The sequence below is a fragment of the Fictibacillus arsenicus genome, assembly GCF_001999465.1.
Taxonomy (GTDB): domain Bacteria; phylum Bacillota; class Bacilli; order Bacillales; family Fictibacillaceae; genus Fictibacillus; species Fictibacillus arsenicus.
The window spans coordinates 1140999-1155585 of record NZ_MQMF01000001.1 but is presented as its reverse complement, the minus strand read 5'-3'; the positions used below and the strand labels follow the sequence as shown (position 1 = coordinate 1155585).

At 43.9% G+C, this 14587-nt stretch carries 9 protein-coding genes; 6 read left to right on the top strand and 3 right to left on the bottom strand.

Features of this window, described 5'->3' with window-relative positions:
- The first annotated feature begins 31 nt into the window (after window positions 1-31).
- Window positions 32-4378, top strand: a complete 4347-nt coding sequence (locus UN64_RS05650) for an alpha-amylase family glycosyl hydrolase (protein WP_245801965.1) — start codon at window positions 32-34, stop codon at window positions 4376-4378.
- Window positions 4379-4424: 46 nt separating this feature from the next.
- Here UN64_RS05650 and UN64_RS05645 read toward each other — a convergent pair whose 3' ends face one another.
- Window positions 4425-4694, bottom strand: coding sequence for a hypothetical protein (locus UN64_RS05645; protein WP_077360535.1), 270 nt, complete (start codon window positions 4692-4694; stop codon window positions 4425-4427).
- Window positions 4695-4894: 200 nt separating this feature from the next.
- Here UN64_RS05645 and UN64_RS05640 point away from each other — a divergent pair, with 200 nt between their 5' ends.
- Both UN64_RS05640 and UN64_RS05635 read left to right on the top strand, forming a co-directional pair.
- Window positions 4895-6193 (top strand): YjiH family protein, encoded by a 1299-nt coding sequence (locus UN64_RS05640; protein WP_077360533.1) that lies wholly within the window; start codon window positions 4895-4897, stop codon window positions 6191-6193.
- 169 nt (window positions 6194-6362) lie between these two features.
- Window positions 6363-8684 carry an Ig-like domain-containing protein gene (locus UN64_RS05635; RefSeq protein WP_077360531.1) on the top strand — a complete coding sequence of 774 codons (2322 nt, stop codon included), beginning with the start codon at window positions 6363-6365 and terminating at the stop codon, window positions 8682-8684.
- Between the two features lie 70 nt (window positions 8685-8754).
- On the opposite strand, the gene UN64_RS05630 is transcribed toward UN64_RS05635, so the two are convergent.
- The gene (locus tag UN64_RS05630) at window positions 8755-9678 is read right to left on the bottom strand and encodes a DMT family transporter (protein ID WP_077360529.1); all 924 of its coding nucleotides are present in this window, start codon (window positions 9676-9678) and stop codon (window positions 8755-8757) included.
- 350 nt (window positions 9679-10028) lie between these two features.
- Here UN64_RS05630 and UN64_RS05625 point away from each other — a divergent pair, with 350 nt between their 5' ends.
- The 3 genes from UN64_RS05625 (at window position 10029) to UN64_RS05615 (ending at window position 12952) form a co-directional block, all read left to right on the top strand.
- A complete protein-coding gene (locus UN64_RS05625) occupies window positions 10029-10937 on the top strand; it encodes a DMT family transporter (protein ID WP_077360527.1) in 909 nt (302 codons plus the stop codon).
- Between the two features lie 133 nt (window positions 10938-11070).
- A complete protein-coding gene (locus UN64_RS05620; protein ID WP_077360525.1) occupies window positions 11071-12021 on the top strand; it encodes an ABC transporter ATP-binding protein in 951 nt (316 codons plus the stop codon).
- A complete protein-coding gene (locus UN64_RS05615; RefSeq protein WP_077360523.1) occupies window positions 11993-12952 on the top strand; it encodes an ABC transporter permease in 960 nt (319 codons plus the stop codon). Before UN64_RS05620 ends, UN64_RS05615 begins: the two co-directional genes overlap by 29 nt.
- 132 nt (window positions 12953-13084) lie before the next feature.
- Here UN64_RS05615 and aceA read toward each other — a convergent pair whose 3' ends face one another.
- Window positions 13085-14371: an isocitrate lyase gene (aceA, locus tag UN64_RS05610; protein ID WP_077360521.1), complete on the bottom strand. Its 1287-nt coding sequence runs from the start codon at window positions 14369-14371 to the stop codon at window positions 13085-13087.
- Between the last annotated feature and the right edge of the window lie 216 nt (window positions 14372-14587).

Genomic DNA, 14587 nt, shown 5'->3' with positions numbered 1-14587 from the left:
TTTGCACAACATTTTAAAAGGGGGATAAAAAGTGAGGAAAAAACAATCGCGTTACGCAGTATCATGGCTTTTATTAGTTACGATGATTTTGCAAACGTTTGCATCTGCACTGCTTATACAGCCAGCGAAAACGACAGCTGAAGAAAGAACGGTGACACTCGTTGGCAGCCTGCAAAACGAACTTGGCGGAGCTACCGAATGGAATCCAGCTGATCCTGCAACTAAGATGGAGCTGCATCCAAACGGAAAGTACAGGCTGACTGGCACTCTTCCAGCAGGCTCGTACGAATACAAGATCGCCATCAACGGTTCTTGGGATGAGAACTATGGCGTTGACGGGAAAGCCGGTGGTGACAACTACAAACTTACTCTCGATTCTGAAAAAGAGGTAACGTTTATGTATGATGACACGACGCATAAAGTGACACTTCCAGAGCCCCTTCCAGAAGAACAGACTCCGCGTATCGTTGGCGACATCCAGCCCGATATTGGAGCTGGCGCTGAATGGGCACCAGGGGAATCAACGGCACTTTTACAAGATGAAGATCTAGACAATATCTACACATATACAGCACAAGTGCCAAAAGGAAAGCACGAGTTTAAGATCGTGCTCGGCAACAACTGGGATGCGCCAGCATATCCGGCTAACAATTTCGTTCTTAACGTTGTAAAAGACGCTGAAATTACGTTCTTTTATAACCATGACACAAAAGAAGTGTATACGAATTATGATGCGGGATTGCCGGACGGCAGTGTGAACGGGGACAAGCTGTTCCATGATACGTGGAACGAAGCATTCCGTGCACCGTTTGGAGCGGTCAAAGCTGGAGACAACGTAACACTGCGTCTTCAAACGAAAAAAGGCGACCTGACTGGTGCAAAGCTTTATCTACGAAACTACAACTCCGGCAGCACGACTGTAAAAGATATGGAGAATGCTGGCTGGACAACCGTTAATGGTGAAGAAATCGAACTTTGGGAAGCGACAGTTACACCTGAAGAAAAAGGCGTTTACGGCTATAAATTTACGGCACGTGATGGAGATGCTGTAAAAGAATATGGTGAAGACACTGCGGAAGGTGGAAAAGGTGCGGCTGCTGACACGAACGCTGGTCTTTTCCAAATGACCGTTTATGACTCTTCTTATAAAACACCAGACTGGATGAAGGAGTCTGTTGTGTATCAGATTTTCCCTGACCGTTTTTTCAACGGCAACAAAAAGAACGACACAGCAAAAACAACAGCGCGCGGTGAAGAACCGATCGAACATCAAGAGTGGAGCGAACTTCCAGACAATCCTCGTCAAGCTGAAACAGAAGGATACGAGGGCGACGAGATCTGGTCGAACGATTTCTTTGGCGGTGACATTGCCGGTGTTCAAAAGAAGCTGGACTACATTCAGTCTCTTGGCGTGAACACACTTTACTTGAACCCGATCGCACATGCGGCATCCAACCATAAATATGATGCGACAGACTACAAGGCGATCGATCCGATGTTCGGAACACCTGAAGAATTTAAAGCTTTTACAAAAGAACTGAAAAAACGCAAGATGCACCTGATCTTAGACGGCGTGTTCAACCATGTTGGTGACGACTCGATCTATTTTGACCGTTACGGAAAATACGACACGGTTGGTGCTTACGAGTATTGGGCAAGCATCTATGACCTAATGAACGAGCAAGGCTTAACAGAGGAAGAAGCATCGATCCAAACAGAAGAAAAGTTTACAGAGGAAGGTCAAAAATTCAGTTCATACGGCTTCCACAACTGGTTCAACATCGAGAATGAAAAAGCGAACGGCGTCTACAAATACCAGGCGTGGTGGGGCTTTGACTCACTTCCCGAGATCAAATCAATTCCAGGTGAAGCAGTAGACTATGATTCTGAACTGAACAACAAGCCGTTCGCGGACTACATCATGTATGACGAGGATTCTGCGGCAAAATCTTGGCTGGACCGCGGTGCATCAGGCTGGCGTCTGGATGTAGCGAACGAAGTAGATACCGAGTTTTGGAGAGAGTTCCGTGACGAACTAAAAGAAGGCAAGAAGGATGATCCGCTGATTCTTGGCGAAATCTGGGATGATGCGTCTGAATACTTCCTTGGCGACCTTTACGACTCTGTTATGAACTACCGTTTCCGCGGTGCGATGATTGATTACCTGAAAAACGGAAACGCAAAGGGTGCTGAAGACCAGCTGAACGCTGTTTTTGAAGATTACCCAGAGGAAGCATTCTACGCGCTCATGAACTTGATGGGGTCGCATGATACACCTCGTGCAGCATTCGTGCTAGGGAACGGAACAGATTCCTATGAGCGTGCTGAACTAGATCCGAACTACAACCACGAGCTTGGCGAGAAGCGTCTGAAGCTTGCGGCAATTTTACAGATGGGTTATGCCGGAGCGCCGACCGTTTATTACGGTGATGAAGCAGGGGTAACAGGCTCTAAAGATCCAGATGACCGCAGAACATATCCGTGGGGTTCTGAAGATAAGGATCTTGTGAAGCATTACCAAGCAATCGGAAAAGTGCGTGCTGACTATCACGATCTGTTCAGCTATGGCGAACTGACTCATCTGTATGCTGAAAAAGATGTGCTGGCTTACACGCGTACGGATAAAAAGAACGCAGCGGTCGTAATCACAAACCGCGGCAGTGAAGAAAAAACAGTGGAGTTGGATGTGAAGAAGCTGATCGTAAACAACGTGAAGCTGACAGATCAGCTTGATAAAAAATACAGAGCAACCGTGAAAGACGGAAAGCTTACTGTTACGGTTCCAGCGATGACGGGACGCATGCTCGTGTCTGACAAGGGACAGAACTTAAAGAGTCCTGAAGCTGTAACGAATGTGAAGGCAACGGAAGCTAGCCATTCTGTATCTCTTTCTTGGGAAGGTGACGCTAGAAGTTATGCCGTCTATCAAACAACCATTTCTGGTGCTTTTTATGAAAAGGTAGCTGAGATAAAAGGCAACTCTATCAAAATTGATAGCTTAGATAACGGCCGCAAGTACTATTTCGCAGTAGTGGCGATCGACAAGAACAATAATGAATCTGTGAAAACAGAATCGGATGCGGCAATCCCGCATGTTGCATTAAAAGACGGTAACTATGAAATCGCGAATGTAACAGAGCTCCAAGACGGTGTGATTGATCTTTCCAAAGCACAAAATGTTTCAGCTGAAATTTTTATTAAAGGTGAAACAGAGAGTGACTCAGCAGAAGGTCTGCAAGCAGAACTTCAAGTGAAGGAACCAGGCAAGGACACATGGACTTCACATCCAGCTAGTTACACAACGCAAAATGGCGAGTTCAACAGTTTCAGCGGTACATTCCTGCCGTTTAACGAAGGAACGTACGAATACCGCTACGCGTTCTCTACTGATTTAGGAAGAACATGGGTAACGAGTGAAACGAAATCCGTAACGTTCACAAAAGGTGACGATACAACCGCTCCGGCATCTTCTGTTACACTGGAGCAGCCAGCTCAAGAATCTGGCCAAGTAAACTTGAATTGGTCAGTTGAAGGAGCGGACGAGCCATACCTGTTCACAATTGTACGTGACGGAGAAGTGATCGATCAGATCCTGGATACAAACGCAACGACGTACAAAGACATGAACGTAACAAACGGCAAAACGTATTCATACGAAGTTCATATCTACGACAAAGCGGGTAACAGTGTGAAGTCAAACGCGGTAACGGTAACACCTGACCTTGTCATGGTAAAAGTGACGATGAAAGTGAACGCACCAGCGTACACTCCACAGGGCGTGGACATTACGATGCCGGGCAGCAAGAACGGCTGGAACACAGGTGCGTGGAAGATGACGCGCGGCGGCGCGGTAACAAACGACTATGAGTACACGTTCGAAGCCCAAGAAGGTGAAGTAATCACGTATAAGTACGTGAAGAACAGCTCGTGGGATCAAGAAGGGCTTGCTGACCACACACCTGCTAACCCGAACGATGATGACGAGAGCTACTACGGCTATGGCGCACCAGGAACGGACTTGAGCTTTGTTGTCACAAACCAAGGCGGCAACGAGATGATCGTTCAAGACAAGATCCTGCGCTGGATAGACATGCCGGTAGTTGTGACATCTCATACAGATGGTCAAACTGTTACCTCTGACACCATCACGCTAAAAGGTAATGCGATTAAAGAAGGCGTGATGACGATTAACGGAGAGCCTGTTGTGATTAATGACGACATGACGTTCTCGCATACGGTGAACTTGACTGAAGGTGAGAACAAGCTAAACATCCATATTGAACCGTCAGAAGAGAATAAATCTACCATCTTTAAAAACGATGGCGGGGCAATTGGGAAGAACACGAAAGATATTACATTAACTATTAATAAAAACTAGTAAAAGAAGAGGTGCCGCTGGACTAGAGTTCCAGCGGCATCTTTTTTTATTTTTTATACCTCTCCAAAATCGACTTCGTTACCGACTCCACATTCCCATTACTCTTTTTCGCCTCAGCATACCTCTCATAATCCTCAGCAGAAACCTCCAACAAAAAGCTCTTCGGAAAGATATAAGGCTTTCCTTGATCCTGTTCGTCCAAGTTGTTCACCACTTCCAGCTCATCTTCGTTTTCACGGTTTTGATCAGGATCATAAACAAACATTTTCCCATATTCTTCTTCAACACTTTTATTAACGTTAATAAAATACTTCATTTCAGAACACTCCTGTTTTTTTGATTATGTAAATGGTATTCCCTAGACACGTAATAATCAGACATAAAATGGTTCGGAAAGGGAAAATAACTTATAAAAATTGTACAAGCAGGACTCGGCATAATTCGAACTTTGTCCCGATAAGATGTAGAGAGGGCCTGGCACGGCGGGCTTATCAAACGGAAAGGGAGTTGAAAGAAATGAAAACTGCGGGTTCCTGGTCTCATTCCTTAAAATTTCTTTTGTTCAGTGCAGTTGGTATTTTCATGTTCTTCATTCCGATTACGGTCAAAGGAAAGTCGTCCATTCCGCTCGATCACCTTGTGACCTGGGTAAGGGATAAAGCAGGTGAAGCAGTACCACTCTATGCATTGCTCGTCATTCTCCTTGGAGCGGTTTATCCCTTCTACAAGAAAACGTGGAACAAAGACCGAGTAACAACCACGTTCTCCCTGTTAAAAGTTGTGGGTTTGATCGCAGCTGTCCTACTTTATTTTGAATGGGGACCAGGCTGGCTGAGCGATCCGAACATGGGGCCGTTTTTATTCGAAAAACTCGTGATTCCGGTTGGGTTGCTCGTTCCGCTAGGAGCGGTGTTCTTAGCGTTTATCGTTGGTTATGGTCTGATGGAGTTCATCGGAGTTCTAGTACAAAAAATCATGCGGCCGATCTGGAAAACACCGGGCAGGTCAGCGGTTGATGCGGTTGCTTCATTCGTAGGCAGCTATTCGATCGGCTTGCTCATCACGAACCGTGTTTTTAAAGAAGGGAAGTATACGGTAAAAGAAGCGGCTATTATCGCGACAGGGTTTTCTACCGTTTCTGCAACGTTCATGATCGTTGTGGCAAACACGCTCGGTCTGATGGAAATGTGGAACACGTACTTCTGGACGACGCTAGTTGTGACATTCCTCGTAACTGCGATCACTGTTCGAATCCGTCCGTTAAGCAGAATGGATGATACGTATTCAGGTGGGGAAGGTCAGCCGGAGGAAGTAGTAAGCGAAAAATATCTCCAAACCGCATGGAGAAGCGCGATAGATTCATCACAAAATGCACCTGCATTTTTGACGAACATTTGGTCCAACTTAAAAGACGGCTTCGTGATGGCGATGAGCATACTGCCTTCCATTATGAGCGTCGGTCTGATCGGACTTTTATTAGCAGAATACACGCCTGTTTTTGACTGGATCGGCTACGTGTTCTATCCAATCACATGGGCGCTGCAGCTTCCGGATGCGATGCTCGCAGCAAAAGCAGCTTCAATCGGTGTTGCTGAGATGTTCCTGCCGGCATTGCTTGTTGCTGAAGCGGCACTCGTTACGAAGTTTGTAATCGGGGTCGTTTCTGTAGCTTCTATCCTGTTCTTTTCAGCAAGCATTCCGTGTGTACTGTCTACAGAAATTCCGGTGAGTTTGCCGAAGCTTGTGCTGATCTGGTTCCAGCGGACGGTGCTGGCGTTAATTTTAGCGACACCACTCGCTTATCTGCTTCTATAAAAAAATAGATTAGTAAGGGTGCTGCTGAAGTGTTTCGGCAGCACCTTTTTTATGTTGTTTAGTAAGCTAGAACTATTTTCTAAAATTATCAAAATATATCTTTATTTTTCCAGTAATTATTGTATGATAATGAAGCAGTAATTTTGAATGGAATGGGGAGAAGAAAGAGTTGAAAAGGAAATTCAGTTCATTATTTTTAATGGCAGTATTAATGTTTAGTATTTTTCCTTTTACTAGTTTTGCAAACGAAGACTATCCGATTTATGAAAGCTTATCGGTAAGTCCGCAAGAAGCGAAAATAAACGAACAAGTCTGGTTTGATCTTTACGCACTGGATTCGGCTTATTTTATGCTAGAAGCACGCCTTACGTATTTATCTCCGAATGGGGATAAGCGGGTAGTCGAACTATCTGGTCCGGATCATTGGACAGGCCATTTTACAGCTACTTCATTTGACGAAGTTGGAACGTGGCAGCTTCAAAGCATTTATTTATACGATGACAGCTACAACAGCAGTACTTTTACGCGTGAACAAATCGATCAGCCTGAGAATTATGATTTTACGATATTGAATGAAGTGAAAGAAGTAGATGTAACAGCTCCGACTGTGGATGCTATTACTTTTGAAAAAGAACAAGTTCAAGCAGGCGATTTTACAAAAATTACAGTTTCAGCGAGTGATGATACAGGAGTAGAGTGGATTACACTCGGCTTATACAATACAGCAGGACGTGGCTACGATTACGTGACTGATTTTGTGAAAACAGAAGATGGAACGTTTGAAGCCACATGGTGGGTCCCGCAATACACAGATCCAGGTGAGTGGAAAGTGGACTGGGTCTATGCAGGTGATGTTGCAGGAAATCAATATAACTGGGATGACTATATGGGTGAATACCCTGATTCCTTTGGCACTATTCAAGTTCTAAACGACAGCCCTGATACAACACCCCCAACAATTTCTGGTATACAGTTTTTAAATGAAAGTGTGAATACGGGCCAAGAAAACACAATCCTTATAAAGGCTGAAGATGATCTATCTGGTATTAACATCTTGTACGTTGGTTTAACGAACGAGTTTGGACAAACCTTTAGTGTAGATAGCAGTTATCAGAATGAAGATGGAACTTGGACAGGCAGTTTCGTTATTCCTTCGTATATAAAGAATTCAACATTTAAAGTGTTAAATGTAATTACACAAGATCATGCGGGAAATTCAGATCAATTGTTTTATGAAGAAGAATATCCTTCTGAATTTGGTACATTTAACGTTGTGAATGATAACGAAGATGCGATTCCTCCTGTTGTTCAAAGTGTTATGTTTGAAAGAGATTTAGTAATGGCTGAAGAGTCAAATGTGGTTAGAATCGAAGCGACGGATGAAAACAGCGGAGTAGAGAGTATTGAAATCTTCTTGACCAGTCCAACTGGTAAAGGAAAAACCAATTCATATCTGTATCCTGATGAAGAAGGTAATTTTGTAGGTGAGGTCTACATTCCACCATTCACAGAACCAGGTGAATGGAGAGTTTCTCAAATCATCGCAAAAGACTTTGCAGGAAATGTTTTAGATGCTGCTTATTCGGCTGAAAACTATCCTGAGTCATTTGATACATTTATGGTTGAAAATTCGGTCTTTGACGAAACACCTGCAACAATTGATAAAGTAGTTTTCCAAAAGGCTGAGGTAAAAGGGAACGAAGAAGCGCAATTAACGGTCTATGCAGAAGATACTCAAACTGTACCGGCGTTTGTTGAGGTGGAGCTTGTAAGTCCAAGCGGAGAACAAACATTGGCGGGAAGCACCGATTATTTAGATGAGAGCGGATTAATGCATATTACAATCCCGGTTCCTGATGATGCAGAGCACGGAGAATGGATAGTTAAACGGATTTGGATTTTCGATTTAGCTGGAAACGAAGCAACGTACACTTACAGCGCAGATGACTACCCAGCAGATTTCGGCAAGTTGTTAGTGAATAACGATACTGTTGCACCGAATGCACCATTTGTTGATGAAGTTAGTGATAAAGATACAATGGTAAATGGAACAGCGGAACCACTTTCAACGGTTGCTATATCTGTAAACGGTGAATGGCTGGCAGAGGGGCAAGCGGCTGAAAATGGGATTTTTACAGTTGAAATTCCAGTTCAAAAAGCTGGAACTGAACTTGAGGTAACAGCTACTGATGTTGCTGGCAACCAATCTGAAGCGACAGCTGTAACTGTAACAGACAAAACGGCTCCTGAAGCACCAGTTGTGACGAAAGTGACGAAGGAAACTGTTGCTGGAACGGCAGAGGCTGGATCAATCGTGTATATAAAAGATGCTGACGGGAATGTAGTTGCCTCCGCTGCAGCAGATAAAAAAGGGAACTTCCTAGTAAATATGGAAAAACAGAAAAATCATGCTGTTATTTATGTAAGTGCAGCTGATTTAGCTAGGAATGAAAGTGAAAAAGTTGAGATTTTTGTGAAAGAAGCACGATAAATAATAAAAAACCAGCGGGAGTGAGAGTGCTCCTGCTGGTTTTGCTTTTTTAACTAATAATAGATTATTTTTATATCCCGTACTGTTCTTTCCTTCTGATCCGCCGAGCCCTAATCTCCTCAACAGCACCAGATCCTAATAGAACCCCTGAAATGATAAGCAAAAAGCCTAATATGTGCTGAAATCCGATTTTTTCATTTAAGAATAAAGAGGCACCGACTAGTGCAAAGAATGGATTTAAGTTAATGAAGATGGATGCCTCGGATGCTCCGATTTTCCCGATTGCCTCGTTATAAAGCATGTGCCCGACGGCTGTTGCAATACAGGCAGAAGCAAAGTAAATCAGCCATAATGACACTGTTGAATTTGCAGCCACTCCTGCAAACCCTTCAGGTTCTTCGAATAAGCCGATCACAATCAAGAACAGCGAGCCAATGACCATCATGTAGCCGGTCATCAAGCGGGGATCGAGCGTGTGCGCCACACGTTTGATCAGAATGAAACTTACCGCTTGAGTAAGTACTGATAAAAGAATGTAAGCATCGCCGAACGAAATCCCTGTAACCTCACTGCCTTCAAGGACGATGAAAGCCACGCCGGTGAACCCTAGCAGGAGGCCAATTCCTCTTAGTGGCGTTAAAGGTGTACCGATAAAAAGGATAGCCAGAATCGTCGTAAGGAGCGGCGACATTCCCATGATTAATCCGCCGTTGGTCGCAGTTGTTCCTGTTAGACCGATCGACAAGTAATAGTGATGGGCAACAACATTAAAAAAGGAGGCGACAAAAACGTACCAGAATTCCTTTTTAGTCAGCCGTCGAACTTTTTTTATTAAAAAAAGAAGCAGAAATACGGTTAATCCAGCGGTTAACACACGGATTCCCGTGATGGTAACAGGCAAAAAGTTCGTAACAAGAATTTTGGTCGCCGATACGTTCAAACCCCACGCGATCATAACAAAGAATAATATCAAATACGTTCGGTATGGTTTCATCATGTCATCTTCTTTCTTCTGCTTTTACTTAACGAAGTAAAGTATTAAAATGATTTTAGTATCAATTGTACCTTATTGGAAGAATTTTTAAAGAGAAAAAGCTTGGAATTTTAAGATTAAGGCGAATTGACTAATTTTACTAAAGATAAGCAGAACGATTACCGCTATTATTCAAAAATTGATATAGTGGGAGGAATAAAATAGATTTGTCGAAAGACCTATATATTTTCATTTAGACCTAATTAGTCTCTAAGAAGACTTAATTAATTCTAAATAGACCTAATTTATTCGTATTAGACCTTATTGCACGCTAAATAGACTTAATCTACAGAAAAGCGGTGAGTTCAACGATGAAAAAAGTGAATCCATACGTACTGCTAGTGGTAGCTACTTTAATATGGGGAGGCAATTTCGTGATTGGACGGGCGATTACAAGCAGTTTGCCGCCTGTTTCACTGTCCTTTTTGCGGTGGTGCACGGCTTTCCTTATCTTTCTGCCGTTCGTGTGGCCATTGCTTAAAAAAGAATGGCCGACAGTGAAAAAGAAGTGGCCGATTGTACTCCTTATGGCGCTTACGGGGATTGCTGGGTTTAACACGCTCTTATATATTGCTCTTCATTACACGACTTCCATAAACGCATCACTTGTGAATACTTCAACACCGATTATTATCTATATACTATCCTTTTTCATGTTGGGCGAACGGTTGAACCGGAACCAGATCATCGGAACCGTGCTGTCTTTGGCGGGGCTTCTTATTATAATTTCTCAAGGTTCACTTGATGTCTTGCTGAAGTTTTCATTTAACGCAGGGGATATGATTGTGATTGCTGCTGTTATCTGCTGGAGCATTTATTCACTATTGGTAAAACAAAACGCTGGAAAATTACCAGGATATAGTACCTTTGCAGTCTCGATGGTTCTTGGTATATTTATTCTGCTTCCTTTCTTTATACAGGAGGCGAGAACGACTGAAATTGTGTGGTCTGCAGGATCCATTTTAACAATCCTTTATACAGGTGTTTTTGCCTCTATTGTTGCATTTATGTCATGGAACACGGCTGTAGAACGAGTGGGGCCAAATAAAGCCGGAATATTTCTTAACTTGATTCCGGTGTTCGCAGCGATTTTTGCGGTATTGTTTATTGATGAAAAACTCGCCTGGTACCAAGCGTTAGGCGGAGTGTTTGTCATTTTGGGTGTCTTTATATCAACTAGATTAACTAAACTAGAACAGCAGAAAAAAATGACCGCATAGGGGTGGGGGTAGGGGTCAGACCCCTACCCCCACCCCTATAATTGGGTTTATTTACAAATTTATGAAACCATTGTACGTTCATATGCGTATCTATTATTGCAGGATATGTTAGAGGGATAGGATAGGAGGAACTATGACGACACATACGCTAGAACTCAAAAATTTAACGAAAAAGATTAAGAGCAAAACGATCGTTGATGATTTATCTTTCTCTGTCAGAGAAGGCGAGATCTTTGGATTGCTCGGGCCAAACGGTGCAGGGAAGACCACTACGATTCGTATGATTGTAGGCCTGATTTCGATCACGGACGGTGATGTTTTTATAAACGGCACCAATGTCCGCGGAAACTATGAAAAAGCGATGGAGCAAGTTGGGGCGATCGTTGAAAACCCGCAGCTCTATGATTTTATGTCAGGCTACAAAAACTTGATGCAGTATGCGAGAATCATGCCTGGCGTTACGAAGGAAAGAATTGATGAAGTAATTAAGCTTGTAGACCTGGAGTATGCGATTCACGACAAAGTAAAGACGTATTCACTCGGGATGAGGCAGCGCCTTGGTGTAGCGCAGGCACTTTTACATAAGCCGAACGTGCTGATTCTGGATGAGCCAACAAATGGACTTGACCCACAAGGAATTTATGATTTGAGAAACTATTTGCGTCTGCTGGCAAACAACGGGACGTCCGTTATCGTTTCCTCTCATATGCTTGCTGAGATGCAGATGATGTGTGACCGCGTTGCCATCATTCAGCACGGTAAACTCGTTCGAATTGATGAAATCACGAACCAGGAAGATGAAGCAGATGTGAAGGTTCACTTCCAGATCGAAGGCGATGTTCATGAGGCGAAGAAGGTTCTTTCAGATATGAATCCTGAGCTGGATGTGACGGAAAGTGGAAACGAACTGATCGTTCAGGTAGCGGATTTGAAATCGATCGCCGGATTAAACAAACAGCTCGTTTTAGCGGGAGTTCTCGTTGTAGGTATCCAACGCAAAACGAAGACGCTTGAAGAGCGATTCTTAGAGATGACCAAGAAAGGGGGCGATCTGAATGAAGTGGCTGTCCCTGTTAACGAATGAGTGGATTAAGATCTTTAGCAGAATCAGAACATGGATTTTTATCGCACTTCCTATTTTAATAATTATCGGTGTCGCGGTTTACGATAAGGTGGCGACTGATACTGAAGTGAACGAAAACTGGAAGCAAGACATAACTCGGACGCTTGAAGATGACAAGAAAGCGTTGGAAGATGCTAAAAAAAATAACGAGAATGAAATTTATATCGATATGCTTGAATCCAATATCAAGCAGAACGAATATGCCATTGAGAATGACATCTCACCATATGAAAAAACCACATGGAAGTTCATGAAAGAGATGGCGCCAATCTCATCTTTAATCGGGTTGTTCGTAATCGTTGTTGCGAGTGATATCGTTTCAAGCGAGTTCTCAAAAGGAACAATTAAGATGCTGCTGATCCGTCCGTACAGCAGATGGAAGATTTTATTGTCGAAGTTTTTAGCTACTCTAGGATTTGCATTTGTGATGTGGCTTGTGGTGATTGCAACAACTTGGCTCGTCGGCGGTCTCGCCTATGGATTTGGCGGAATCGACCAAACATACCTCGTCGTAACAGACACTCAGGAAGTAAGAGAACGAACAGTTGTCGAATATGTATTTGCGAACATTGGTGTGGAATTTATTGAACTGACCGCACTTGTCGCACTGTCGTTCATGATCTCCACGCTCTTCATGAGTAACTCGGTCGCGATCGGTGTTGCAATGTTTACGATGTTTGCAGGAAACACGATCGTGATGCTGCTCGCTACAAAAGACTGGATCATCTACACGCTGTTTGCAAACATGGACCTCAGCACTCTGATTGATGGGCAAAACCAGCTTATTGAAGACTTAACTCTGCCGTTTTCCATCAGCATGCTAGCGATTTATACAGCGGTGATGCTCGCCATCACGTTCACCGTCTTCCAAAAGCGCGATGTGAAGGCGTAATAGTAAAATAGTAGGGGACAGACCCGGGTCTGTCCCCTTCAAATTTGTAAAAACCTGAAAAGGACAGGAGCCACTCGACTCCTGTCCTTTATTTATATTTCTCCTATCCACTTATTCTATCTATATAACAGGTTAGGCTTCTTGCTGTTGAAATTGATCTTCTTCTGTAGATCCTTTCAATGCTGTTGTAGATGCAGTACCACCGGAAACGAGCTGTGTTACTTCATCAAAGTAGCCTGTTCCTACTTCACGCTGGTGGCGTGTTGCTGTATAGCCATCCACTTCACTATCAAACTCCCGCTGTTGCAGCTCGGAATATGCACCCATTCCACGAGCTTTGTAGCCTTTTGCCAATTCAAACATGCTGTGGTTTAGCGCGTGGAAGCCAGCCAAAGTTACGAACTGGAACTTGTAGCCCATAGCCGCAAGCTGCTGTTGGAATGTTTCGATCGTCGCATTATCCAGCTTCTTTTTCCAATTGAAAGACGGCGAGCAGTTGTAGGCTAATAGTTTGCCAGGGAACTGTTCATGAATCGCATCTGCAAACTTTTGAGCCTGCTCCAGGTTTGGTTCAGATGTCTCGCACCAGATCAAATCTGCATATGGCGCATAAGCCAAACCGCGCGCGATCGCTTGATCCAGGCCAGCTTTAGTGCGATAAAAGCCTTCAGCTGTACGCTCGCCTGTAATAAACTCTTGATCAACCGGATCAATGTCGCTTGTAATTAAGTCAGCCGCATCAGCGTCCGTACGGGCGATCAGCACAGTCGGAACACCCATCACGTCAGCTGCCAATCTAGCAGAAATCAAATTTCGAACCGCCGTTTGCGTCGGCAGCAACACTTTTCCGCCAAGATGACCGCATTTTTTCTCAGAAGACAGCTGATCTTCAAAGTGAACAGCGGAAGCGCCTGACTCGATCATGCCTTTCATTAATTCGAACACATTCAGTTGCCCGCCAAACCCGGCTTCGGCGTCCGCTATAATTGGCAAGAAGTAATCCACTTCATTTCCGCCTTCTAGATGCTGAATCTGATCTGCGCGCTGAAGAGCAGAGTTAATGCGTTTTACCACGTGTGGCACAGAGTTCGCCGGATACAAACTTTGGTCCGGATACATGTTTCCAGAAAGGTTGGCGTCTGCTGCGACCTGCCAACCGCTTAAGTATACGGCTTTCAGACCTGCCTTTGCCTGCTGAACCGCCTGATTCCCCGTTAAAGCCCCTAAAGCGTTTACATATGTTTCATTTTGAAGCATGTTCCAGAATTTTTCGGATCCATGTTTTGCAAGGGTATGTTCAATATCGATCGATCCGCGCAAACGGATAACCTCTTCCGCTGTATAAGGGCGGCTTACCCCTTGCCAGCGCTCCTCATTTTTCCACATTTCCTTAAGCTTCTCCACACGTGAATTAATCATTAGTCCCTCTCCTTAATGGTTTTATTTTTGGCTGTTATTTAAAAGTTTGCTTACATTTTCTTCAATGACAAGTTGATTGTAGTGAAAGGTGCGAGACTCCTGCGGGATCAGTGGGACAGGTGAGCATCTTAATGGTGCATAGCGCCAAGGAGGCTCACCGCACACCCCGCGGAAAGCGAGCACCTGTAACGGAAATCAACTTCTTTCAAAAGCCAC

Excerpts from the sequence above, each read along its gene's own strand:
- UN64_RS05645 (WP_077360535.1), bottom strand. The coding sequence starts at position 4,694 with ATGAAGTATTTTATTAACGTTAATAAAAGTGTTGAAGAAGAATATGGG.
- UN64_RS05640 (WP_077360533.1), top strand. The coding sequence starts at position 4,895 with ATGAAAACTGCGGGTTCCTGGTCTCATTCCTTAAAATTTCTTTTGTTC.
- aceA (WP_077360521.1), bottom strand. The coding sequence starts at position 14,371 with ATGATTAATTCACGTGTGGAGAAGCTTAAGGAAATGTGGAAAAATGAG.
- UN64_RS05620 (WP_077360525.1), top strand. The coding sequence starts at position 11,071 with ATGACGACACATACGCTAGAACTCAAAAATTTAACGAAAAAGATTAAG.
- UN64_RS05625 (WP_077360527.1), top strand. The coding sequence starts at position 10,029 with ATGAAAAAAGTGAATCCATACGTACTGCTAGTGGTAGCTACTTTAATA.
- UN64_RS05630 (WP_077360529.1), bottom strand. The coding sequence starts at position 9,678 with ATGAAACCATACCGAACGTATTTGATATTATTCTTTGTTATGATCGCG.
- UN64_RS05615 (WP_077360523.1), top strand. The coding sequence starts at position 11,993 with ATGAAGTGGCTGTCCCTGTTAACGAATGAGTGGATTAAGATCTTTAGC.